This window comes from Ferrovibrio sp. GW821-FHT12F09, from assembly GCF_058806775.1.
In genome coordinates, this window is sequence record NZ_JBXAPZ010000002.1 from 1,165,693 (window position 1) to 1,188,388 (window position 22,696).

Genomic DNA, 22,696 nt, shown 5'->3' on the forward strand with positions numbered 1-22,696 from the left:
TAACGCCTTGTTACATATCGCCGGCGATTGCGCGCCAGAGCTTCAGCGCCTGCACGGTTTCGGCCACGTCATGCACGCGCAGGATCAGGCCCTGCCCCGGGCGGGTCTGCGCCACGGCGGACAGCGCCGCCGCCAGCGACCCGGGCAGGCGTTTTGCCGGATCGGCCGCGCCGGCCACCGCGCCGATGAAGCTCTTGCGTGACACGCCGACCAGCAGCGGACAGCCAAGATCGTGGAACCGATGGAGATGGCGCAGCAGCAGCAGATTGTGTTCGACGGTTTTGCCGAAACCGATGCCGGGATCGAGGATGATGCGCTGCCGCGCAATGCCGGCAGCGATGCAGGCTTCGATGCGATGGCCGAGATAGGCCAGCACCTCGGCCACCACATCGGCATAGCGCGGCGCCTGCTGCATGCTGCCGGGCTCGCCCTGCATATGCATCAGCACCACCGGCAGGCCGCTTTGCGCCGCAACCGCCAGGCTGCCCGGCCCTTGCAGCGCCGAAATATCGTTGAGAATGGCCGCTCCCGCGGCCGAGACCGCCTGCATGGTGGCGGCGTTGCGGGTATCGACCGAGACGGGGACGCCGAGATCCTGCAAGCCGGCCAGCACCGGCAGCAGGCGCGCGATTTCCTGGTCGGGCGTGACGGTGGCGGCGCCCGGCCGCGTCGATTCCGCACCAAAATCCATCAGGTCGGCACCGGCGGCGACCTGGGCCCGGGCCTGCGCGATGGCGGCAGCGGCATCGGCCTTCAGGCCGTCGCCCGAGAAACTGTCATCGGTGACATTGACGATGCCCATGACATATGGCCGCGACCAGTCGAGGCCGCATATCGGTGCATGTGCTGTCACGGGGTCATTCCGGAATCGCGCCTGTTCGTTTTGCTTCGCTCGGCTTCGTTTGCGTTCGTTTCGCTTCGTTTGCCTTCGCCCGGGCTTCGTTTGGCTTCCCTGGCCTTCGTCTGGCTTCGTTCGGCTTCGCGTTAACCGGTTTTACCACCTATCGGCGAAATCTGGCCGGACAGCCGGATCATTTGTTCTTATCATGTTCTCATCGAAAAAGCAAGCCGTCGGCCGGCCTTACCCTGGCGATCCTTATCCCCGCCCCCCGCCCCGGCCGGACGAATGAAGAATTAACCTTGCTGGCGTCGCGCCGTGGGCGGATAAGCACGCGATGACCGTCCCGCCCACCCCTTCGCCGGCCGCCTCCGCCGCGCCGGCCGATCTGGCCGAGGCCAACCTGCAGGCCCTGCACGGCTTCCTGCCGCTGGCCCAGTCGCGCGCGCTGGCCAGGTTTCTTGAGTATATGATCGAAATCCATCCGGCCGACCGGCTGCCGGGGCGGAGCGCCTTCGATCCGCTGCGGATTCCAGCATTGCTGCCCGGCATCGTGCTGGTGCAGGTGGAGCGCAGCGGCACTGGCACCGGCGCTGCCCCGCGCTTCCTGACCAGGGTGGCGGGCGAAAATGTGCTGACCGCCTGTCCGGTGCCGATGCTGCGCCGCTATATCGACGAGATCGTGGCCGATATCCCCGGCAGCGACAGCGCCCTGCAGCGCCGCCAGACCGTGCTGGAATGCGGCCACAGCGTGCTGTACCAGGGCCGGCCGCTGCTCAACCATGCGGTCAAGATGGTGGCCCTGGAATACTGCCATTGCCCGCTGGCCGGCGATGGCGCGGCCATCGACCACGTGCTGTCGTATTTCCAGTATACCGCTGATCGCTGACCCCTGGCCGCTGACCACAGCACCGGCCGCACGCCGCTCCCACAAATCTGCCCTCCTGCAAGTCTTCCCCTTGCAAGTGTCCCGGCGCCACGGGCAAGCTGCGGCCTGCGCACCAGAGCGCCGGACTGCGCCGGAGACACCATGACCCTGGAATTCCTGCTGATCGCGCTTGTGATCGTCGCCACGCCGGGCACCGGCATGATCTACACCGTGGCCGCCGGCCTCTCGCGTGGCGGTCGCGCCAGCGTGGTGGCGGCATTCGGCTGCACGCTCGGGATCCTGCCGCATATGCTGGCGGCGATCACCGGCCTGGCCGCCCTGCTGCATGCCAGCGCGCTGGCCTTCGATGCGGTGAAATATGCCGGTGTCGCCTACCTGCTGTGGATGGCGGTGCAGATGTGGCGCGACCGCGGCACGCTGCGCCTGAGCGCGGACGATGCCGGCGGCGGCCATGGCAACGGCGACGGGGGCCAGCCGGCGTTCCGCATCATCTGGCAGGCGATCCTGATCAACATCCTCAATCCGAAGCTGTCGATCTTTTTCGTCGCCTTCCTGCCGCAGTTCGTCAGCCCCGATGATCCGGCGGTGCTGGCGCGCATGCTGGAATTGAGCGGCGTGTTCATGGCGATGACCTTTGTGGTCTTCGCGCTGTATGGGTTATTTGCCGCCGCCGTGCGCGATCATGTGATCAGCCGGCCGCGCGTGCTGCTGTGGCTGCGGCGGAGTTTTGCGGCGGCCTTCGTGGCGCTGGGGGCGAAGCTGGCGCTGACGGAGCGGTGATTTTCAAGCCAAGCTATCGACGACGGTCTCGCCATCGGCGAGCCGTCTCGACAAGGCCTTGCAGCTCCGGCGAAGTATCAAAATCCCATACACCACTACGAATTTTATCCTCACCCTCATTTACTGCAAAATATTTCATATTATCCGACAAGGGCGCCTTTCCAAGCTTCGTGATAATTCGAAAGCCGGCGATCTGGAACGAATAAAAATTCACATTCCCATCTCGAAGTCTTTGTGGCATCTCCAAAAGCTGATGCATCATAAACTTCTGACTTGAGTATCTAATAAAAAGAACCTCAAATTCTTTCGGTACAGGATCATTCCCAAACAACGTGTTTTTAAAAATATCTTCGTATGGACCAAGATTTATTCCATCGAAGATATTTTGACGGCTAATTGAAGCACGCCACAGCACAGCCATGACAAACCTTATTAAACGCCCAGTATCAACATTATCTATCTCGAACAGGGTATCTTTCTGCCCGAAATCTTTCTCCACATTGTCTCTTAAGAAAGATATGGCGAAATTATCAAAATATCCGAGCAGGCCATCGCACGTGTCGCACAGTATACGATCATCCCACGGGCCTGTTTTTGAAGGCTTACGGCTATCTTCAGATATTTGACTCAAGTCAGTTCCACCACCGCGCGCCATATGACCAAACGCTCTTGGTATTATGTGCGCGCGAATAAGCTTGTCCGCCCCGCAGCGTTTGCATTTATCCATGACTTAAACCCTGATCAGGTGTGGGCGGGTGAATGTCCCCAAAATCTAGGCTTATCAATTGAATTCGTATAGCTTGTCGAAAGAGCGATTTAGCCGGGCATAATCATGAAAATCGGCATCATTGAATGCGGGCCGGTGCCCGCGCCGCTGCAGGCGCGCTATGGCAGCTATCCCGCGATGTTCGCGGCGCAGCTCAGGCCCCTGCTACCCTCGACCCGGTTCGAGATCATCTCGGTGGTGAACGGCGAAGCTCTGGGCGCGCCGACGGACTGCGATGCCTGGCTGATCCCCGGCTCGCGCCACGGCGTCTATGACACACTGCCGTGGATCGAACCGCTCAAAAATTTCATCCGCGCGGCGGCGACGCTGAAGCGCCCTATCGTGGGCGTCTGCTTCGGCCACCAGATCATCGCCGAGGCCCTGGGCGGCCGGGTGGAGAAAGCCCCTGTCGGCTTCCGCATCGGCATGGAGCAGTACAGCACCACGCTCGGCGGCGAGAGCCGGACTGTGGCGATGCCGGCCTTTCATCAGGACCAGATCGTCGTGCAGCCGCCGGGTTCGGACGTTGTAGCCAGCAGCGCGGCCTGCGCCTTTGCGGCTTTGCGCTACACCGATGCGCCGGTTTTATCCGTGCAGTTCCATCCCGAATTCAGCCAGGCGTACCTCACCGACCTGATCGACTGCATGGCGCAGCAGACCGCGCAGCCCGGCATGGCCCAGGCGCCGGCGACGACGGACGATACCGGCATGCGCTGGCTGGCCGGCTTCCTCGCCGAGACGGTTGCCGTGCCGGCGGCGGACACGGCGAAGTAACGGCACAAAAAACTGGACCCCGGGTCAGGCCCGGGGTGACGGTTTATGTAAGCGCGCCCCTTCTCAAAGATCGTCACCCCGGCCAAGCGCAGCGCGAGCCGGGGTCCCATTTCTTTCGGCGACACACAAATGGGATCCCCGCTTTCGCGGGGATGACGATCTTGGTGAACGAGCGAAACCGGCAAAGAAAAACGCCCGGTGTTGAGCCGGACGTTTTCGTGGATGCCCGGATCAAGTCCGGGCATGACAGCTTAAAAGTATCAGGCGCCGGACTGCTTACGCACCAGGTTGGGGCTCCGGCTCGAAACCGGGCTTGCTGCCGCCACGGCTCGACGTCGGCACCGCCGAGCGCGGGCCGCTGTCGCTGCCCGGGGTGGGCGTGCGGTCGTCGGTGCGCACGATCGGCTCGCCACGCAGCAGCGCGCGGACCTCGTCGCCCGACAGCGTCTCGTATTCGAGCAGCGCCAGGGCGATCTTGTCGAGATCGGCGCGATAGTCGGTCAGGATGCGGCGCGCGGTGCCTTCGGCGGTGTCGATGATGGTGCGGATTTCCTCATCGATCAGGCGCGCGGTGGCGTCCGAGACATTCTTGCGCTGCGTCACCGAATGGCCGAGGAAGACCTCTTCCTCGTTGTCGGAGTAGCGCAGGCGGCCGAGCTTGTCGCTCATGCCCCATTCGGTGACCATGCGGCGGGCGAGGCCGGTGGCCTGCTGGATGTCGTTCGACGCGCCGGTGGTGATGTTTTCCTTGCCGAAGACCAGCTCCTCGGCCATGCGGCCGCCGAACATCATCGCCAGGCGCGATTCCAGTTCGAGCTGCGACATCGACAGGCGGTCTTTCTCGGGCAGCGACATGGTGACGCCCAGCGCACGGCCGCGCGGGATGATGGTCACCTTGTGCAGCGGATCATGCTTGGGCACATGCAGGCCGACCAGCGCGTGGCCGGCCTCGTGGAAGGCGGTGAGGCGCTTTTCCTCTTCGCCCATCACCATCGAGCGGCGCTCGGCACCCATCATCACCTTGTCCTTGGCATGCTCGAAATCGGCCATGGTGACGACGCGCTTGTTGCGGCGGGCGGCGAGAAGCGCGGCTTCGTTCACCAGATTGGCGAGATCGGCACCCGAAAATCCAGGCGTGCCGCGGGCAATGATCTTGGGCTCGACATCCGGACCCAGCGGAACCTTGCGCATATGGACGCGCAGGATGTGCTCGCGGCCGATGATATCGGGATTGGGGACCACGATCTGGCGGTCGAAACGGCCCGGACGCAGCAGGGCGGGATCGAGCACGTCGGGGCGGTTGGTGGCGGCGATCAGGATCACGCCCTCGGTGGCCTCGAAGCCGTCCATCTCGACCAGCAGCTGGTTCAGCGTCTGCTCGCGTTCGTCGTTGCCGCCGCCGAGACCGGCGCCGCGATGGCGGCCGACGGCGTCGATTTCGTCGATGAAGATGATGCAGGGCGCGTTCTTCTTGGCCTGCTCGAACATGTCGCGCACGCGGCTGGCGCCGACGCCGACGAACATCTCGACGAAGTCGGAACCCGAAATGGTGAAGAAGGGCACGTTGGCTTCGCCGGCGATGGCGCGGGCCAGCAGGGTCTTGCCGGTGCCGGGCGGGCCGACGAGCAGGCAGCCCTTGGGGATCTTGCCGCCCAGGCGCTGGAATTTCTGCGGGTCGCGCAGGAAGTCGACGATCTCTTCGAGTTCGCTCTTGGCTTCCTCGATGCCGGCAACGTCCTCGAAAGTGACGCGGCCATGGCGCTCGGTCAGCAGGCGCGCCTTGGACTTGCCGAAGCCCATGGCCTTGCCGCCGCCGGACTGCATCTGGCGCATGAAAAAGATCCACACGCCGATCAGCAGCAGCATGGGGAACCAGGAGATCAGGATATTGACCAGCGTGTTGCCCTCTTCGGGCGGCGCGGCCGTCACGCGCACGCCGCGCTCGGTCAGCTTGGAGACCAGCGTCGGGTCGTTGGGCGTGTAGGTGGAGAACAGGCGGCCGTCGCGGAAATGGCCGGTGACGGTGTTGCCGCCCTGGATGGTCACATCGGTGACCTGGCCGTTGGCGACGTCGTTGAGGAAATCGGAATAGGCGAGCGCCTGGCTGCCGCCGCGCACGCTCGGGCCCTGGAACAGGTTGAACAGCGCCACCACCAGAAGACCGATGATGACCCACAAAGCCAGGTTACGACCGAACATGTTCACAGAAGCGATATCCTCTAACAAAAGCGCCGGGCGGAGGCTGTTCTCCGGGGCCCAAAAACTTTAGCCGATTTTCGCCGGCCCAGACCATAGATATGACCGCGGCAGGGCTAAACAAGCGGTTACGGGAGCGATTTTCGCCGGGATTTCAGGCCTGTGTCACAACCGCCGGCGCCGCCAGGACCGGGCGGAAGGCGATTGTAAGCCCGGCCGGCAGCTTGCCCCAGCCCAAAGCCGGCACCGCCAGCAGCCGGTTGCGCTGCCACAAGGCCGGCAGGGCGGGCCAGACGGCGGGCGGCACGGCGGCCAGAACCGCCGCGGCGATGCCGTCCGGGCGGGTGCGGCCAAGCGGCGCCAGGGTCAGGCCGGCGCTGCGGCGGCCGCCATGGATGCGGAAGCGACCGTCCCACAGCAGGTCGGCGCCGGCCTTGAGCAGCATGGCGTCTGGCAGATGGCGCGCCTCGCGGCAGACCAGCAAGGCAGCCCTGCCCTTCAGCGGACGGATCTGGCAGCGATGCAGGGTCTGCGGCGCGACGGTCTTCGCGCGCAGGGCGGTCAGCAGCCGTTCCAGCCGGTCGAGCCGTGGCGGCAGCGGATCGCCGCCGATGGCGCCGAGCAGACGGCTGAGGCTGCGCAACGCGATCTCGTCGGGCGCGCTGCGCAGGGGTGCGGGATCGAGCCAGGCGAAGCCGGCGGCATCGAGTTGCACCAGGCGATGCAGCAGGTCATAGGCCGCCTCGTCCAGCATCTGTCTTGTGCGGGCGAAGTTGCGCGCGGTCTGTGCCAGATGCGCCACCAGTTCGGCGCGTTGCCCCGCATCGTTGTCGCTCAGGACATCCAGCGCGCGGCGCAGGCGCACGCGCAGGTAAGCCGGACTGGCGTTGCTGGGGTCTTCGATCCAGGGCTGTTTGCGCTTCTGCAGCGTGGCGACCAGCCGCGCCTTCGGGATATCGAGCAGCGGCCGCAGCAGGGTGAGGCTGTCGCTCAAGGGGCGCGCCGGCGCCATCGCCGCCAGCCCGTCGACGCCGGAGCCGCGCAGGGCGCGCAGCAGCACCGTCTCGGCCTGGTCGTCGCGATGCTGGGCGACCAGCAGATGGCGGATGTTGTTTTTGGCGCAGGCCTGCATCAGCAGGTCGTAGCGCGCGGCGCGGGCGGCGGCCTGGCGATTGGCGGCGGGCTTGGGCCCGGTCCATTTCAGGATGGCGACCGCGATGCCGGCGGCTTTCAGCCAGGCGGCGACCTGCTTCGCCTCGGCGGCAGACTCTTTGCGCAGGCCGTGATCGACGATGAAAGCCGTGATGGCGATATTCTTCGCTCTGGCCCAGTCCGCCGTGAGCAAAGCCAGCGCCAGACTGTCGGCACCGCCCGACACCGCAACGGCGATGGCTGTCGCGTCTTTCGGCAGCAGCGGCCGCAGCAGCCGGCCGAAATCAGCGGCCGTGAGCGCTGCGGTCATCGGATCGGCTTACTTACACCCGATCTTGGAGCGCTCGCGCTGGGCGGCGTCCTTCACATGGGGCAGCGCGTCGGGGAAATCCTTGTTGAGCTGGCCGAGTGCGGCACAGGCTTCCGGGTTCTTCTTTAATGCTGCGAGCGACATGCCGAGCTTGAGCAGGCTGTCGGGCGCCTTGCCCTTGGAATTGCCCTTGTAGCCCGAATAGCCCTGCAGGAAGGCCTGGCTGGCCGGCTCGTACTGGCCGCGCACGTAATAGGTCTCGCCGAGCCAGTATTGCGCATTGCCGGCCAGCGCATCCTGCGGATGGGCGCCGAGGAATTCGCGGAAGGCGGCCTCGGCATCGGCATAGTCGCTCTGCACCAGCAGCTTGTAGGCGTAGTTGTAGCGCTCCTGCGGCGTGCCGTTGGGCAGCTTGCCCTTGCCGGACGGCGGCGGCGGCGCGGGGGCGCGGGCTGTTTGTTGTGCGGCCTGCGGCGCGGCGGCGGTGCCAGCGTTGCCAGGCAGCGGACGGCCCTGGGCATCGGCGGGCATGGCACCGAGGATGCCTTCCTTGGTGGGCGCCTGGCCCGGCGTCGACGAGGTCGAGCCGCGCACCACGGGCGTCCCGGCGGCCGGCACGCCCTGCTGGGCCGGCGTCGGCTTCACCTGCTCGACGCTGCCGGTCTGCTGGCCGCTCGGCGCGCTGCCGCCGCGTTCGAGCTGGTTGAGGCGGAAGTCGACATCCTCGGTCAGCTTGTCCATGCGGCGGTTGGCCTGGCTGGCGGTGAATTCCACCTCCTCGAAACGGCCGGTGAGCTGGCGGATCTGGTTTTCCAGATCGTCGATGCGGGCATTCAGGCGATTGGCCGCCGAGGCGCCGTCGCCGCCCTCGGTCAGGCCGCCGCTGCTGCTGCTGCCACCGCCCGATACGCCCGGCGGCGTGCCGCGATAGACTTGGCGCTGCAGGGTCTGCAGATCGCCTTCCAGGCGATTGAGGCGCTGGATCGTCTGTGCGTCCTGGGCGGCAGCCGGCAACGCGGCGGTGCCGAGCAGGAGCAGAAGGGTGACGGAGCGGATGAGCGATGACGCAGACATGGCGAACCCCACGGTGGCCGACCCGGGCGATCCCGAATCGGGGCGGAAAACCGAGTTTATCGATTTTACCGGGGTTTACGTCAAAAGCATGGCGGATCGCAACGGCGATGCAGATTTCACCCGCCGGTTTGACCGGCGGGTGAGGCGTGATCTGCGAATCCCGCCCGGTCTTACTGGGCCAGCACCGTGACGGCGCGGCGGTTCTGCGCCCAGGCAGCCTCGTTGGAGGTGACGGCGGTCGGCCGTTCCTTGCCGTAGGAGATCACCGAGAGACGGGCGGCGGCGATGCCCTGGTTGGCGAGGTAGTTGCGCACCGTGGTGGCGCGGCGCTCGGCCAGGGCCAGATTGTATTCGCGCGTCCCGCGCTCGTCGGCATGGCCTTCGACGACGATGCGATACTGGCCGAAGCGCTTGAGGAAGGCGGCCTGCTTGTCGAGGATCGCCGGGCCATCGGCCTTCAGCGCGAAGGAATCGTAATCGAACAGCACGCGGTCGCCCACTTCGGTGGCGAACATGCGCTGGGCTTCGGCCAGGCTGCCCGGCGCGCCACCCAGCTCGCTGCTGGTGATGCCGCGACCGCCGGTGCCGCTCATCGACGGATCGGTGGCACGGCCGCTGCCGGACATGGTGTTGCTGGATTGCGGGGCGGACTCACAAGCCGCCAGCCCCAGGGCCAGAACGGCGACCAGAGCCGACCGGATGACCCACTGATTCGTCTGCATAAAGGCACTCCCCTTCTCGTTTGCACTGCCTGCCGCAGAAGGCCGCGTCTTTGCGGCGGAAAAACGCGGGATTTGCGGCGAAACTGCGGCACGCAAAAAGAAACACCCGCCTGTCTTCCGACAGGCGGGTGTTCCAAGAACCCTCAGTGCAGGCCGTGATGAAACGGCCCGCGGCTGAATTAGTTCGACAGCACCGTCACGCCGCGACGGTTCTGGGCCCAGGCGGCCTCGTTCGAACCGAGGGCCACCGGACGCTCCTTACCGTAGGAGATGATGGTGACGCGGTTCGCCGGGATGCCCTGGTTGACCAGGTAGGTCTTCACGGCGTTGGCGCGGCGATCGCCGAGCGCCAGGTTGTATTCGCGGGTGCCACGTTCGTCAGCATGGCCTTCCACGACGACCTTCCACTGACCATAGCGCTTCAGCCAGGCAGCCTGCTTGTCGAGCGTGGCCTTGCCGGCCGGCTTCACTTCGAACTTGTCATAGTCGAAGAAGACGCGGTCGCCGACATTGACCTGGAAGTCCTGCACGGAACCCGGCGCGATGCTGGTGGCCGGCGCGGTGGCGGTCTGAGCGCCGCCGGCGCCACTGGTGGTGGCAGTCGGGGTCGGGGCGGATTCGCAGGCGGCGAGAAGCAGGCCAACGGCAGCCACGGCCAGGAACTTGGAGCCGAAGGTGTTGAGGCGCATTTTTATTATCCCTCCAAGGGTTTCGATGAGTGAGTCAGAACCTGAGAACTACAAGACAAAACTTGAGACCAAAACTTGCGTTCCATCCCGGGGGTCGAGTTTTGTCGCTCTCAGGACGAACCGTCTGACAAACCAAAGAATTTAGCGAACATTCGCGAGGCACCCAGTCCTAACGGACTAGGTTCGCTTACGCCGCTGAACCTTGGTTCAAGCCATTACGTCACGGTGGACTATATCTACCGGTTTTTCCTGAATCAATAGGTGTAAGGGCTTGTATTTACTAAACCGACCCCTGCGGCATTTCTGCCACAGGGGTCGGGATAAGTCCTAGTTATCCACAGGCCGGAGCGATTTTGGACCCCTGTGGATATCACCGTAGGCAGAACGATTACCGCACCAGAGGCGAAAGTGGTGACCAGGCCGGGTCGGAAGCATCGATCGGGGTAGGAATCTCCCGCTCGTTGAAGCCGGTCAGGTCAATCGAGACCAGACGCACGCGCTGGCCGCGGCCCTGCGAATTCCAGGGCGTCTCGCGATAGAACATCAGCACGCGGCCGTTCGGCGCCCAGGTCGGCGCTTCCTGCACCACGCTGTTCGACGAGAGAATGCGCTCGCCGCTGCCATCGGGACGCATGACGCCGATGGAGAACTGGCCCTGATACTCCTTGGTGAAGGCGATCAGATCGCCGCGCGGCGACCACACCGGCGTGGAGTAGCGGCCCTGGTTGAAGCTGATGCGCTTCTGGTCCGAGCCATCCACATTCATCGTGTAGATCTGCTTGGTGCCGCCGCGATCGGAGTTGAACACGATGCGGCGACCGTCGGGCGCAAAGGACGGCGAAGTGTCGATGGCGGGATCGGCGGTGAGGCGCGAACGCTGCCGCGTGCGCAGATCCATCATGTAGACATCGGAATTGCCGTCCGCTGCCAGCGACATGATCACGCGGTTGCCATCGGGCGAGAAGCGCGGCGCGAAGGTCATGCCGGGAAAATCGCCAACCAGCTCCTGCTGCCCGGTATCGATGTTGAACAGATACACGCGCGGCTTGTCGTTGAAGTAGCTGAGATAGGTGATTTCCTGCTGGCTCGGGCTGAAGCGCGGCGTCAGCACCAGGAAACGGCCATCGGTGAGGAAGCGATGATTCTCGCCATCCTGGTCCATGATGGCGAGGCGCTTGATGCGCTTGTCCGGCGGGCCGCTCTCGGCGACATAGACGATGCGGGTGTCGAAATAGCCGTCCTCGCCGGTGACGCGCTTGTAGATCGCATCGGCGATCAGATGCGCCAGGCGACGCCAGTTATCCGGCGTGGTGAACAGCGCCAGGCCGGTCATCTGGTTTTCAGCGGCCACATCCCAAAGGCGGAACTCGCCGCGCAGGCGGCCATCGGGCTGCACTTCGATGCGGCCGTTGACCAGCGCATCGACATTGATGACGCGCCAGTCGCCGAAGCGCGGCTGCACCCGCATCTGGGCGGGCGACTGGATATGGGCGCGCGGATCGGCCGGCTTGAACAGGCCCGAGCGTTCCAGATCGGCGCGGATGACGCGGGCGACATCGACGCCGAGCTTCAGCGCCTGCGGGTTGTCGCCATCGAGATCGGAAATCGCGATCGGGATCGGCTTGATGTTGCCCTTGGTGATGTCGATCTCGACGGCGGCATGGCCGGCAGTCGCGGCGAACAGCGCCAGCAGCAGCGCCAGCACGCCAGTCCTCATCATGCCCAGGGGCAGAATCGGCATCCGCTTCATCATGGTCTCCTTGTTCATTTACCCGCCCAGCATCATGCGCGGGTCGAAGTTCAGAATGATGTCCTGGCCCCACTTGTCCTTGTCGCCGGGCGGCAACTGGAAGGGTTCGGCCTTGAGCACGGCGCGACGCGCGGATTCCGCGGCGGCGCGATAAGCTTCCTGGCCCGGCATATACATGCGGGCGGCGTCGACAATCTCGGGCTGGCCTTTCAGGCGGCCATCGGGATGCAGGCTGAACTTGATGCGCACGATCAGGTTCTGCGCATCGCGCGCGCCCAGATCGAACTGCCATTTGTCTTCCACCTGCTTGCGGATGAAATCCTTCTCGCTCATCGAGACCGGCAGGTTCGGATTGCTCGGGCCTTCCATGCGCGGCGACGCGGCCGGCGGCGGGCTTTTGGCGGCCGTCTGCGGCGCCGGATTGGGCTGCGGCGGCGCCGTCTTCATCTTGTTGACCAGCGCGGCGATGTCGGACATGTCCGGCGCCTTGCTCTTCTCTTCGGTCTTCTGCGGCGGCTTGGGCGGCGCTGGCTTGGCTTCCGGCTTCGGCTTCTCGGCCACCTTCGGCGGCTCGGGCGCCTCCACCACCTTTTCAGGTTTCGGCAGCGGCTTCGGGCTCGGCACCGGCTCGGGGATCGGCGCCGGCTTGGGCGCTTCCACCTGCTTGGGCGGCTCGGGCGTCGGCGGGGGCGGCGGCGGCGGCGGGGTCACCGCCTGCGGCGCCGGCTTGGGCGGTTCCGGCTTGGGCTCGGGCTTGGCCTCAGGCAGCGGCTCTTCCTTCGGCGGCGCCTTGGTCTCGACGATCTTGGGCTGGACCTTGGGGACGTTGGTCTTCTCGGCGATGGGCGCGAATTCGGCCAGCACCACCATCGGCTCGGGCTCGCGCGGCGTGTCGAACAGATGCGGCAGCCCGAACACGGCAAAGGCAACGATGCCGCCATGCAGACTGGCCGAGAATATGTAGGACTTGCGTTGCACCCTTAACCCAACCCTCTACTGATCCGTCAGCGCCGCGCCGGTGCCGCGTTCGGCGGATTGCCGACCAGCGCCACCTTGGTGAAACCGCCGGTGTTGATGACCCCCATCACTTCCAGCACCTTGCCGTAATTGATCGCCTGGTCGCCGCGCACGAAGATGCGGCGGTCCGGCGCATTGCCGGCGATCGCCTGCAGGCGCGGCACCAACTGGTCTAACTCGATCTGGCTTTCCTGAAGGTAAATGCCGCCCTTGGCATCGATGGTGATGCTCAAGGGTTCGTCCTGGCCCTGGATCGCCGCCGCCTGGGTCTTGGGCAGGTCGACCTGCACGCCGACGGTGAGCAGCGGGGCGGCCACCATGAAGACGATCAGCAGCACCAGCATGACGTCGACCAGCGGCGTCACGTTGATCTCCGACATCGGTGCGCGCCGGCGCCGGCCGCCGCGGGTCGAGCCGCCTCCGGTTGACATTCCCATATCAGGCGGCCTCTTCGTCGAGCTGGCGCGACATCAGCGCCGAGAACTCGCCGGCAAAGCCTTCGAGCCGCACATTGAGCCGGCCGAGATCGTTGGAGAATTTGTTATAGGCCATGACCGCCGGAATGGCCGCCAGAAGCCCCAGAGCCGTGGCAAACAGCGCCTCGGCGATGCCCGGCGCCACCACGGCCAGCGAGGTGTTCTTGCTGGAGGCGATGGCGTGGAAGGAGTTCATGATGCCCCAGACGGTGCCGAACAGGCCGACGAAGGGCGAGACCGAACCGACCGAGGCGAGGAAACCGAGGTAGCGTTCCAGGCGCTCCATCTCGCGGTCGATGGAGACGCGCATCACCTGGTTGATGCGAACCTGCAGCGAGCCGAGCCCCTGCTTGCCGCGCACCAGGCCGCGCTCGGTGGAGCGGCGCCATTCGCGCATGGCGGCAACGAAGAGCACCGCCATCGGATGCTGCGGGCCGGCCATCGACAGACGGTCATAGAGGGCGTCGAGCGAACCGCCCGACCAGAAGTCGTTTTCGAACTTGTCGGTGTCGATCACGGTGCGGCGAATCTTGATCAGCTTGTCGAAGATGATCGCCCAGGACCAGAAGGAGGCCAGGATCAGCATCAGCATGACGGCCTTGACGATCCAGTCGGCCTGGAGGAAGAGCGCCCAGAGCGAGAGATCGGCGGCGGCAGAGGAGCCTCCGAGCTGCGCGGCGGCGACGGTCCTGTCCATGGTTACGAATCCTTTGGTTAAGAGTTAGCAGATCAATGCGACAAATTTGGTGAAAGTGTGGCGAAAACCGCCGCAATGGCGGGCGGAACGCGCCGGGGCCGGCCGGCCGAATCGATACAGGCCAGCTTAACCTCCGCCCGGACCAGCAATTCCGCGCCGCGCCAGACATCCTGGCGGGCGGTCAGGCTGGCGCCGCGCAGGTCGGTGATTTCGGTGGTGACGGTCAATTCTTCGTGCAGCCGGGCCGGCTTCAGGTAGTCGATCTGGCAGGCCCGGACGGCGAAGGCGACGCCGGCCGTCTTATCTCCATTTGGCCCGGCGAGGGCTTCCCGCTGGCTGATGCCCTTCTGCAGCAGCAGGTCGGAGCGGCCGCGCTCGATGAAGCGCAGGTAATTGGCGTAATAGACGATGCCGGCGGCGTCGGTGTCTTCCCACTGGACCCGGACCGGATAACGATGGGGCTGGGCGTCAGACATCGTCGTCTCCCAGCAGATCCAGCTGCCCGGCGGTGGCCAGGCTGGCCGGCAGGCTGAGGCCCAGATGGGTGAAGGCGGCGGCCGTCAGCAGGCGGCCGCGCGGCGTGCGCTGCAGGAAGCCCTGCTGGATCAGATAGGGCTCGATGATGTCTTCCAGCGCGTCGCGCGGTTCGGACAACGCTGCGGCAATGGTCTCGACGCCGACCGGGCCGCCCTGGAAGTCGCGGGCGATCACCGTGAGGTAGCGGCGGTCCATGGCATCCAGGCCGCGGGCATCGACCTCCAGCCGCAACAGGGCGGCATCGGCGGTGGCGGCATCGACGATCTTGGCCTTGGCATAGACGGCGAAATCGCGCACCCGGCGCAGCAGCCGCCCGGCGACGCGCGGAGTGCCGCGGGCGCGGCGGGCGATTTCTCTGGCGCCTGAGGCGTCAAGTTCGAGATCCAGAATGCGGGCGCCGCGCCGCACGATCAGTTCCAGCTCTTCCACTTCGTAGAAATTGAGCCGCAGCGGAATGCCGAAACGTTCGCGCAAGGGCGTGGTGAGCAGGCCCGACCGCGTGGTGGCGCCGACCAGCGTAAACGGCGGCAGATCGATGCGCACGCTGCGCGCCGACGGCCCCTCGCCGATGATCAGGTCGAGCTGGAAATCTTCCATCGCGGGATAGAGGATTTCCTCCACTGCCGGATTGAGGCGATGGATCTCGTCGATGAACAGCACGTCGCGCGCTTCCAGGTTGGTCAGCAGGGCGGCGAGATCGCCGGCCTTGGCGATGACAGGCCCGGACGTGGCCTTGAAGCCGGCGCCGAGTTCGCGTGCCACGATCTGCGCCATCGTGGTTTTCCCTAAGCCCGGCGGGCCGTGCAACAGGACGTGATCGAGCGCCTCACCACGTTCCTTGGCGGCGTGGATGAAGATGCTCAGATTCTCACGCGCCCGCGCCTGGCCGATGAAGTCGCCCAGCACCTGCGGGCGCAGATGACGCTCGAACTCGTCGCCCTCGGCTTTCGCGCCAGCCACAATCCTGGGTGCCTCGCTCATCGCGCCAGCTCCTTGAGAGCTGCCGGAATGAGCTGCTGCACATTCGCCTTATCGCCAAGCGCACGCGCCGCAGTCGTAACGGCGCCGAAGGCATCGGCGCGCTTGTAGCCGAGATTGACCAGGGCCGAGAGCGCATCGGCGACCGGGCCGCCGGTCTTTTCTTCCGCAGCCGCGATCTCGCCCGGCGCCGCCAGCGCCACCGGCCCGAGCGCGATGCCGCCGACCTTGTCCTTCAGCTCGGTGATCAGGCGCACGGCGAGCTTCGGCCCGACACCGTCGCAGCGGTTCAGCGTGGTCTTGTCGGCCGCGGCGATGGCGCGGAAGAGTTCATCCGGCGCCAGCGTCGACTGGATGCCAAGCGCCACTTTCGCGCCGACGCCCTGCACGGTTTGAAGCAAATTGAACCAGCCGCGCTCGGCCTCGGACAGGAAGCCGAACAGATGGATATGGTCTTCGCGCACATGGGTCTCGATATGCAGACGCACCGCCTCGCCCGGCCGCGGCAGCGACCGCAGCGTTCTGCCTGAGCAGTAGACCTGGTAGCCGACGCCGCCGACATCGAGGATGCAGGCGGTTTCCGACACAGAGTCGAGCAGGCCTGAGAGCTTGGCGATCATCGCGCCGCTCGCAATTCAGCCGTGCGGATCACCCGCGCGGTGGCGGCATGATGCGAGTGGCATATCGCCACGGCCAGCGCATCGGCCGCATCGGCGCCGGTGACATTGCAGCCGGGCAGCAGGCGTTTGACCATGGCATGCACCTGGTCCTTGTCGGCAGCACCCGTGCCGACCACGGCCTTCTTGATGACGGTGGGCGCGTATTCGCCGACCGGCAGCCCGAGCAGGGCCGGCGCCAGCAGCACCACGCCGCGCACCTGGCCCAATTTCAGCGTCGAAGACGGATTCTTGTTCACGAAGGTCTCTTCGACGGCGGCGGCCTGCGGCTGCCATTCGGCCAGCAGCTCGGCCAGCGCGTCATGCACGGTGCGCAGGCGATAGGCCAACTCGTCATCGGGGTTGGTGCGGATGGTGCCATGCGCCACATGGCTCAACCGGTTGCCCTCGGCGAGGATGACGCCCCAGCCGGTGGCACGCAGGCCCGGATCGAGACCGATGATGCGCATGGATGAACTCAAGCCGCTCCTTCTTCGCGCCTAGCCGGCCAGCTTCTTCAGCTCGTCGTCCGACATCTCGAAATTGGCATAGACCGTCTGCACGTCGTCGCTGTCTTCCAGCACGTCGATCATTTTGAACAGGGTCTCGGCCTTCTCGCCCTCGACCGGCGTGGTGGTCTTGGGCTTCCACACCAGCTTGGCCGATTTCGGATCGCCGAACTTCTTCTCCAGCGCCTCGCGCACGGCGGCGAAGTCATCCTGGGCGCAAGTGACGCTGTGGCCTTCCTCGTCGGACTGCACATCCTCGGCGCCGGCTTCCAGCGCGCCCTCGAACAGCGCCTCGGCCGAAGCGGCAGATGCCGGGAAGACGATCTCGCCGACGCGATCGAACATGAAGGCGACCGAATTGGTCTCGCCGAGCGCCCCGCCGTTCTTGGAAAACGCGGCGCGGACTTCACCGGCGGTGCGGTTGCGGTTGTCGGTCAGCGCTTCGACGATGACGGCGACGCCGCCGGGGCCGTAGCCCTCGTAGCGCACCTCTTCGTAATTGTCGGCGGCATCGCCGCCGGCGCCGCGCTTGATCGCGCGCTCCAGCGTGTCCTTCGACATGTTGGCGACGCGGGCGGCCTGGATGGCGGCGCGCAGCCGCGGATTGGCGGCCGGATCGGGCTGGCCCGAGCGGGCCGCGGTGGTCAGTTCGCGGATCAGCTTGGTGAAAATCTTGGCGCGCTTGGCATCCTGCGCGCCCTTGCGATGCATGATGTTTTTAAACTGGGAATGGCCAGCCATGACGGAACCTGCGGCTAAATCGTGAAAAAGCGACCGAATCGGGCATGTTTACCATATTTCACGCGTCATCGGCAGACGATGCAGCGCCGGATAAAGCGCCGCCCGTGCAAAAGCAAGCCGCAGTTCCGCGCCGCCGCGCCGGCCATGGCTGCCATGGGCGATAGTCGGATTGCGCCGAATCAACGGGACCGCTAGTGTTTGCTCCGGCATAAGCCGGTGTTCGGCTGACGTCTGACTAAAATAATAAATATGAAACAAGGCCTTAACAGGGGCATGACGAATTTCACGCAGCTGGTGGCAGTACCGGGCCCGACCAAGTCGGGCTCCCATGGCCTGCCCGGCTATCCGCAGTCGGCGCTGCTGACCCTAGCGCATGGCCTGTGGCTGGCGGCGCGCGGCCCGACCGAAATGCCCTCGCGCGGCGTCATGATGGCCGATCCGGCCCTGGAGCCGCTGCGGGCGCAGACCATCCTGGTCGCCGTCGAGCGCGAGCCGCATGACTTCCGCTATGTCGAGATGGGCAGCCGCATGCAGGCGCTCAGCAATGTCGATTACATCGGCGTGCGCCTGAGCGAGGTGGCCCATCAGCGGCCGCCGAGCCTGGTCTGGGACCACCTGACCGCCGCGGTGGACTGCCGCGCCCCGGTCAAGGGCGTGCTGCCCTATGTGGGGCGCAGCCGCGACATCAGCAGCATCTTCCATATCGTCATGCCGCTGGCCGACGACGGCGAGCAGGTCGACCATCTGCTGATCTGCGTCGACCTGTTTCCGGCGGTGCGGCTGCACGACGGCACCCACCCGTTCACCCAGCTGGGCTAACGCTCCGTTAGCCCTCCGGCCCCGCATCCTCGTCCGGGGGTTGAGCGAAAACTGCTTTTGAAACGCAGGAATAACTGGAAGACTGGGGCGGACACCCGGAGGGATTGCCGCCTTTGTCCGACCTGCGCGACACCATGGCCGCGCGCCACGCCACGCCAGCCCTGCTGCGTGGTTATGAATACTGGGACGCCAAGCGCCGCGGGCGGCTGATGCCCGCGCGTGCCGATATCGACCCGATCGAGATGGTGCCCTTCCTGTCAAATGTGGTGCTGATGGATGTGCTGCGCGACGCCAGGCCCGGCTGGCCCCTGGATTTCCGTTACCGCCTGCTCGGCACCGCCGTGGAGACCCACATGTCGCGGCGCTACACCGGCGTGCATCTGAGCGACATGTCGCACCAGCAGCCCGACAGCCAGCTGTGGCGCAACTTCGCCCGCACGGTGGACAGCCGGCAGCCGCAGATGAACCGCGTGCCCTATGTCGGCCCGCACAAGGATTTCCTCTCGCTGGTCGACCTGATCCTGCCCCTATCGAATGATGGCGCTGAAGTGCATATGCTGATGTCGATTGTCGATTTCATTCCGAAGACAGCATAGATGCCGGCACCGGACCTGAGTGAAGCGACCCCGCTGCTGCAAGAGGCGTATGCTTACTGGGACAGCAAGCGCCGCGGCCGGCTGATGCCCGGGCGCGCCGATATCGATCCGCTGGAGATGGTGCGCCTGCTGCCGCATCTGATCCTGATGGATGTGCTGCGCGACACCAAACCCGGCTGGCCGCTGGATTTCCGTTACCGCCTGCTCGGCACCCATGTCGATGGCATGATGAATGCCCGCTATACCGGCCAGTGTATGAGCGACCTGCCGCACCAGCAGCCTGGCAGCCGCCTGTGGGACAGTCTGGCCACGGTGACGGCCGCGCGCGAACCGCGCGTCAACCGCGTGCCCTATGTCGGCCCGCACAAGGATTTTCTTTCGGTGGTCGATATGGTGATGCCGCTGTCCAGCGACGGCACGCAGATCGACCGGCTGTTCTGCGTGGTCGACTTCGTGATGCGCCAGCCGCTTTACTGAGCCAGCGCCGCCTGCACGGCGATGCGCAGTGCAGGCACGACCTCTTCGGCAAACCACGGCTGGCGTTTCTGCCAGCCGATATTGCGCCAGCTCGGATGCGGCAACGGGAAGAACCCGTCGGGCAGATAGGCGCGGAAATGGCGCACCGTATCGGTCATCGTCTTTGCCCGCCCCGTCCCCAGGTAATGCGCCTGGGCATACTGTCCGACCAGCAAGGTGAGTTTCAGAGCCGGCAGATGCGCGAGCAGCCGGTCATGCCAGCGCGGCGCGCATTCGGGACGCGGCGGATTGTCACCGCCCTTTGGATCACGGCCGGGATAGCAGAAGCCCATCGGCATCACCGCGATCTGCGTCATGTCGTAAAAGCTGTCGCGGTCCATCCCGAGCCAGCCGCGCAGCACGTCACCGCTGCGATCATTCCACGGCAGGCCGGTTTCATGCACTTTGGTGCCCGGCGCCTGGCCGATGATCAGAAGTTTTGCCGAACGCTTCATCCGCACCACAGGGCGCGGCCCGAGCGGCAGATGGGCGGCGCAGAGCGTGCAGCCGCGAACCTCGGTCAGCAGCGCGTCGAAACGGCCGCCCATGCCATCACGGCGTCGTCTGCTGCAACCGCCCGCCCAGACGCAGCGGCGCAATGCGGGTGGCAAGGCCGGTGCGATCGTCGGTTTCGACATAGACGGCGCAGAGCGTGGCCTCGCCATTGGCCGGCTCGAAGCGGCCGCCCGATACACGCTTGACGAAGCGGTTCACCGGTTCGGTCTTCTCCATGCCGATCACCGAATTGTAGTCGCCGCACATGCCGGCATCGGTCTGGTAGGCCGTGCCGCCGGGCAGGATCTGCGCATCGGCAGTGGGGATATGGCTGTGGGTGCCGCAGACCAGCGAGGCGCGGCCGTCGCAGAAATGGCCCATCGCCATCTTCTCCGACGTCGCCTCGCCATGGATATCGACGATCACCGCATCGACGCCGCCGCCCAGGCGATATTTCTGCAACTCGCCATCGACCGCGGCAAAGGGATCGTCCAGCGGGTCCATGAAGATGCGGCCCATCACCTGGATCACCAGAACCTTCTTGCCGTTCTGCAGCGTGTACACGGCCGCGCCCTTGCCGGGCGTGCCTTTCGGGTAATTCAGCGGCCGCAGCAGCTTCGGGTCGGTGTTGATATAGCTGAGCGTCTCGCGCTGGTCCCAGGCATGGTTGCCCAGCACGATCACATCGACGCCGGCGGCATAGAAGTCTTCGCAGATTTTCGCGGTGATGCCAAAACCGGCCGCGGCATTCTCGCCATTGACCAGCACGAAATCGAGGCCGAGACTTTTACGCAGTTCCGGAATCCGCGCCACCACGGCATCACGCCCGGACCGGCCGACAATATCGCCGCAATACAGAAGTTTCATCGTCGTCCTATCTCTCGAACCTGAGCGACCCGCGTTCGGTCACCGCCCAGTCCAGCAATTCGTCATGGCCCCCGTGGGGCAACTCTGCCACCTGCTGTACCGCGAAGGCATAGCCCACGGCCACAATCTTCTTATCCACAGCCGCACGCAGGGCCTGCAGGGTCGTATCGTAATAGCCGCCGCCCATGCCGAGGCGGCGGCCGGCCGTATCGAAACCGATCAGCGGCACTAGCAGGATATCGGGCGGCGGCGTCGCCGCGCCTTCCTGCGGCGCCGGAATGCCATAGGCGCCGCCCGGCGGCGGACTGGCCAAATCCTCGCAGAGCCGGAACTGCAGCAGCCGCGTGCCCTTCTGCACCGCCGGCAAAACGATCTGCGCGCCCTGCCGCTGCAGGCTGAGCAGCAGCGGCAGCGGATCGAGTTCGTCGCCCATCGGCCAGTAGCCCGCCACCACCTGGCCCGGCCGCACCGGAATGGCGGCGCGGAACCGGTCTGCCGCCAGCGCGGCAATGGCAGTGCCGTTGGCGGCAAAGGCTTCGGCGCGCCGGGCTTTCAGTTTGATGCGGAGGCTCGCCTTGCGTTGGTCGAGCGCGGGATCGGTTTGCGGGCTCAACCTGACCTGTCGCGTAAAAGCCTGGAGGAAGTGGACGGGCCCACCATGGCCGTTAGCATGAACTAACCTCTGTGGCCTGGCGTACCAGGTGGGCGCCGTGTGATCGGAACCAGGGCTCCGGCCAGGGACAGCTCCCTAGAGATGAGCATTGGCCCCAGGGTTATGGACGCCAACGCACCGGGCAGAACCCGTCCAAGGCCTTATTTAGGTGGTCTCCAGCCTTGCGGCAATGTCTTCCAGCCGTTTTGCCAGCCCAAGCAGCGCATCAGCGCCGCCAGCAGCGGTTTTCTGCTCTTCCGAGAGGGCATTAACCTCCTGCCGCATCGCCGCCACGTCGCGCTGGGCCTGTTCCAGGTCGTCGGCCAGTGTCAGCGCCGTCATCAGCAAAAGCCGCGCCTCGCCCACCTGACCCACCAGGGCCGCCAGTTCGCGCACGCGACCATCGACCAGGCCGGAGAGCCGGCGCACCTGCTCTTCTTCGCCATCGTCGCAGCCGATGGGATAGAGGCGGTTGTTGACGGTGACATTGATCTCAGCCATCGCAAGCCTCCTTAAACCTTCGCATCGGCATCCAGCGCCTGACGCAGCCGCGCCATCGTCGCCTCCAGCCGCGCCGCCATGCCGGACTGGAAGGCCTGCATCTCGGCCTGCGCGGCCCGCGCTACAGCCAGTTCGGCTTTCAGTGCCGCCGCCTCGCTGCCATTGGCATGGTCGGCCACAGGCCGCGGCGCCGTCACCATCGCCTGCAGCGCCGCCTTGGCATCCACGGCGGAGGCCAGTTTGGTGCGCAGGTCATCGACTTCGCCTTTCAGCGCGGCAATCTCACTGTCGCGGTCGGCCAGCGCCTGACGCAGGATGCCGCTATCCGCCGCCGGCCGGGCCGACACCGCAGCCTCATCGCTCTGCATCTGCGCCAGTTCGGCGCGCAGGGCATCCACCAGGGCGGCGCGTTCGCGCAGGCTGGCGGCCTCGTCGCGGGCCTGCTGCAGCTCCTCGCGCAGGGCCTTCAGCTCGATGGCCACCTGGCCATGCTGCTCGGCCAGGCTGCGGAACGCCGCCCCGCGCTGGGCCAGGGCGGCATCCAGGCGGCGAACCGCCTGTTCCATGGCGGCGACTGCGGCGGCGACACCGGTTTGCATGCTTTGCTTCTGTCCGTTGGTCTTGGCCGGTAAACTTGATATGGAGGATAAACTTCGCATCGCTCCCGCGCAACTCAACGGGGCAACCGAACCGCCCGCC

General features: G+C 65.6%; 28 protein-coding genes and 1 other RNA gene. 7 read left to right on the forward strand and 22 right to left on the reverse strand.

The annotated features are described in order from the left end of the window. Positions 1-10 precede the first annotated feature (10 nt). Entirely contained in the window at positions 11-853 is an 843-nt protein-coding gene (folP, locus tag AC1ROB_RS18695; RefSeq protein ID WP_492969601.1) for a dihydropteroate synthase, read from the reverse strand. Positions 854-1,175: 322 nt separating this feature from the next. Here folP and AC1ROB_RS18700 point away from each other — a divergent pair, with 322 nt between their 5' ends. Together AC1ROB_RS18700 and AC1ROB_RS18705 are read left to right on the forward strand one after the other, a co-directional pair. Further along, positions 1,176-1,727 carry a PAS domain-containing protein gene (locus AC1ROB_RS18700; RefSeq protein ID WP_492969600.1) on the forward strand — a complete coding sequence of 184 codons (552 nt, stop codon included), beginning with the start codon at positions 1,176-1,178 and terminating at the stop codon, positions 1,725-1,727. Positions 1,728-1,868: 141 nt separating this feature from the next. After that, entirely contained in the window at positions 1,869-2,507 is a 639-nt protein-coding gene (locus tag AC1ROB_RS18705) for a LysE family translocator (RefSeq protein WP_492969599.1), read from the forward strand. A 13-nt stretch (positions 2,508-2,520) separates the two neighbouring features. Here the strand turns inward: AC1ROB_RS18705 and AC1ROB_RS18710 are convergent, their stop codons facing one another. Next, complete coding sequence (locus AC1ROB_RS18710; protein ID WP_492969598.1) at positions 2,521-3,234, reverse strand: hypothetical protein; 714 nt, start codon at positions 3,232-3,234, stop codon at positions 2,521-2,523. Positions 3,235-3,339: 105 nt separating this feature from the next. Here AC1ROB_RS18710 and AC1ROB_RS18715 point away from each other — a divergent pair, with 105 nt between their 5' ends. Then, positions 3,340-4,047: a type 1 glutamine amidotransferase gene (locus AC1ROB_RS18715; protein ID WP_492969597.1), complete on the forward strand. Its 708-nt coding sequence runs from the start codon at positions 3,340-3,342 to the stop codon at positions 4,045-4,047. Positions 4,048-4,323: 276 nt separating this feature from the next. Here AC1ROB_RS18715 and ftsH read toward each other — a convergent pair whose 3' ends face one another. The 3 genes from ftsH to ybgF all read right to left on the reverse strand — a co-directional run bounded on the left by ftsH (position 4,324) and on the right by ybgF (position 8,779). Further along, a complete protein-coding gene (gene ftsH / locus AC1ROB_RS18720) occupies positions 4,324-6,252 on the reverse strand; it encodes an ATP-dependent zinc metalloprotease FtsH (RefSeq protein WP_492969596.1) in 1,929 nt (642 codons plus the stop codon). Positions 6,253-6,397: 145 nt separating this feature from the next. Next, positions 6,398-7,705 (reverse strand): tRNA lysidine(34) synthetase TilS, encoded by a 1,308-nt coding sequence (gene tilS, locus AC1ROB_RS18725; protein WP_492969595.1) that lies wholly within the window; start codon positions 7,703-7,705, stop codon positions 6,398-6,400. 9 nt (positions 7,706-7,714) lie between these two features. Continuing rightward, complete coding sequence (gene ybgF / locus AC1ROB_RS18730) at positions 7,715-8,779, reverse strand: tol-pal system protein YbgF (protein ID WP_492969594.1); 1,065 nt, start codon at positions 8,777-8,779, stop codon at positions 7,715-7,717. Between ybgF and AC1ROB_RS18735 the strand changes: the two genes are divergently transcribed. Then, a complete protein-coding gene (locus AC1ROB_RS18735) occupies positions 8,778-8,969 on the forward strand; it encodes a hypothetical protein (protein ID WP_493031530.1) in 192 nt (63 codons plus the stop codon). The two genes, ybgF and AC1ROB_RS18735, sit on opposite strands and share 2 nt — an antisense overlap. On the opposite strand, the gene pal (AC1ROB_RS18740) is transcribed toward AC1ROB_RS18735, so the two are convergent. The 11 genes from pal (AC1ROB_RS18740) to AC1ROB_RS18790 form a co-directional block, all read right to left on the reverse strand. Further along, the gene (gene pal, locus AC1ROB_RS18740; protein WP_492969593.1) at positions 8,950-9,501 is read right to left on the reverse strand and encodes a peptidoglycan-associated lipoprotein Pal; all 552 of its coding nucleotides are present in this window, start codon (positions 9,499-9,501) and stop codon (positions 8,950-8,952) included. The genes AC1ROB_RS18735 and pal (AC1ROB_RS18740) overlap by 20 nt on opposite strands. Positions 9,502-9,680: 179 nt before the next feature. After that, the gene (pal, locus tag AC1ROB_RS18745) at positions 9,681-10,190 is read right to left on the reverse strand and encodes a peptidoglycan-associated lipoprotein Pal (protein ID WP_492969592.1); all 510 of its coding nucleotides are present in this window, start codon (positions 10,188-10,190) and stop codon (positions 9,681-9,683) included. A gap of 388 nt (positions 10,191-10,578) precedes the next feature. Further along, positions 10,579-11,931 (reverse strand): Tol-Pal system beta propeller repeat protein TolB, encoded by a 1,353-nt coding sequence (tolB, locus tag AC1ROB_RS18750; RefSeq protein WP_492969591.1) that lies wholly within the window; start codon positions 11,929-11,931, stop codon positions 10,579-10,581. Positions 11,932-11,958: 27 nt separating this feature from the next. Then, positions 11,959-12,918, reverse strand: a complete 960-nt coding sequence (locus AC1ROB_RS18755) for a TonB C-terminal domain-containing protein (protein WP_492969590.1) — start codon at positions 12,916-12,918, stop codon at positions 11,959-11,961. A 26-nt stretch (positions 12,919-12,944) separates the two neighbouring features. After that, positions 12,945-13,388, reverse strand: a complete 444-nt coding sequence (tolR, locus tag AC1ROB_RS18760; RefSeq protein WP_492969589.1) for a protein TolR — start codon at positions 13,386-13,388, stop codon at positions 12,945-12,947. 7 nt (positions 13,389-13,395) lie between these two features. Continuing rightward, entirely contained in the window at positions 13,396-14,130 is a 735-nt protein-coding gene (gene tolQ, locus AC1ROB_RS18765; protein ID WP_492969588.1) for a protein TolQ, read from the reverse strand. A gap of 32 nt (positions 14,131-14,162) precedes the next feature. Then, a complete protein-coding gene (locus AC1ROB_RS18770; protein ID WP_492969587.1) occupies positions 14,163-14,606 on the reverse strand; it encodes a YbgC/FadM family acyl-CoA thioesterase in 444 nt (147 codons plus the stop codon). Continuing rightward, the gene (gene ruvB / locus AC1ROB_RS18775) at positions 14,599-15,648 is read right to left on the reverse strand and encodes a Holliday junction branch migration DNA helicase RuvB (RefSeq protein ID WP_492969586.1); all 1,050 of its coding nucleotides are present in this window, start codon (positions 15,646-15,648) and stop codon (positions 14,599-14,601) included. Before ruvB ends, AC1ROB_RS18770 begins: the two co-directional genes overlap by 8 nt. Further along, complete coding sequence (gene ruvA / locus AC1ROB_RS18780; protein ID WP_492969585.1) at positions 15,645-16,265, reverse strand: Holliday junction branch migration protein RuvA; 621 nt, start codon at positions 16,263-16,265, stop codon at positions 15,645-15,647. Before ruvA ends, ruvB begins: the two co-directional genes overlap by 4 nt. Then, positions 16,262-16,771, reverse strand: coding sequence for a crossover junction endodeoxyribonuclease RuvC (gene ruvC, locus AC1ROB_RS18785; RefSeq protein ID WP_492969584.1), 510 nt, complete (start codon positions 16,769-16,771; stop codon positions 16,262-16,264). Before ruvC ends, ruvA begins: the two co-directional genes overlap by 4 nt. A gap of 30 nt (positions 16,772-16,801) precedes the next feature. After that, positions 16,802-17,551, reverse strand: coding sequence for a YebC/PmpR family DNA-binding transcriptional regulator (locus tag AC1ROB_RS18790; protein WP_492969583.1), 750 nt, complete (start codon positions 17,549-17,551; stop codon positions 16,802-16,804). Positions 17,552-17,824: 273 nt separating this feature from the next. Here AC1ROB_RS18790 and AC1ROB_RS18795 point away from each other — a divergent pair, with 273 nt between their 5' ends. The 3 genes from AC1ROB_RS18795 (at position 17,825) to AC1ROB_RS18805 (ending at position 19,443) form a co-directional block, all read left to right on the forward strand. Next, on the forward strand, positions 17,825-18,370 hold the full coding sequence (locus AC1ROB_RS18795) for a PAS domain-containing protein (protein WP_492969582.1): 546 nt from the start codon (positions 17,825-17,827) through the stop codon (positions 18,368-18,370). A gap of 113 nt (positions 18,371-18,483) precedes the next feature. Next, positions 18,484-18,966, forward strand: a complete 483-nt coding sequence (locus AC1ROB_RS18800) for a PAS domain-containing protein (protein WP_492969581.1) — start codon at positions 18,484-18,486, stop codon at positions 18,964-18,966. After that, complete coding sequence (locus AC1ROB_RS18805; RefSeq protein ID WP_492969580.1) at positions 18,967-19,443, forward strand: PAS domain-containing protein; 477 nt, start codon at positions 18,967-18,969, stop codon at positions 19,441-19,443. It begins immediately after the preceding gene. Here the strand turns inward: AC1ROB_RS18805 and AC1ROB_RS18810 are convergent. The 6 genes from AC1ROB_RS18810 to AC1ROB_RS18835 all read right to left on the reverse strand — a co-directional run bounded on the left by AC1ROB_RS18810 (position 19,437) and on the right by AC1ROB_RS18835 (position 22,596). Then, entirely contained in the window at positions 19,437-20,030 is a 594-nt protein-coding gene (locus AC1ROB_RS18810) for a uracil-DNA glycosylase family protein (RefSeq protein WP_492969579.1), read from the reverse strand. The two genes, AC1ROB_RS18805 and AC1ROB_RS18810, sit on opposite strands and share 7 nt — an antisense overlap. A gap of 4 nt (positions 20,031-20,034) precedes the next feature. Then, positions 20,035-20,844, reverse strand: a complete 810-nt coding sequence (locus AC1ROB_RS18815; RefSeq protein WP_492969578.1) for a TIGR00282 family metallophosphoesterase — start codon at positions 20,842-20,844, stop codon at positions 20,035-20,037. A 7-nt stretch (positions 20,845-20,851) separates the two neighbouring features. After that, positions 20,852-21,457: a 5-formyltetrahydrofolate cyclo-ligase gene (locus tag AC1ROB_RS18820; RefSeq protein WP_492969577.1), complete on the reverse strand. Its 606-nt coding sequence runs from the start codon at positions 21,455-21,457 to the stop codon at positions 20,852-20,854. 33 nt (positions 21,458-21,490) lie between these two features. Then, positions 21,491-21,648, reverse strand: a non-coding RNA gene (gene ssrS / locus AC1ROB_RS18825) — 6S RNA. Positions 21,649-21,661: 13 nt separating this feature from the next. Beyond that, positions 21,662-21,997 carry a cell division protein ZapA gene (locus AC1ROB_RS18830; protein ID WP_492969576.1) on the reverse strand — a complete coding sequence of 112 codons (336 nt, stop codon included), beginning with the start codon at positions 21,995-21,997 and terminating at the stop codon, positions 21,662-21,664. Between the two features lie 11 nt (positions 21,998-22,008). Next, positions 22,009-22,596 (reverse strand): hypothetical protein, encoded by a 588-nt coding sequence (locus AC1ROB_RS18835; RefSeq protein ID WP_492969575.1) that lies wholly within the window; start codon positions 22,594-22,596, stop codon positions 22,009-22,011. Between the last annotated feature and the right edge of the window lie 100 nt (positions 22,597-22,696).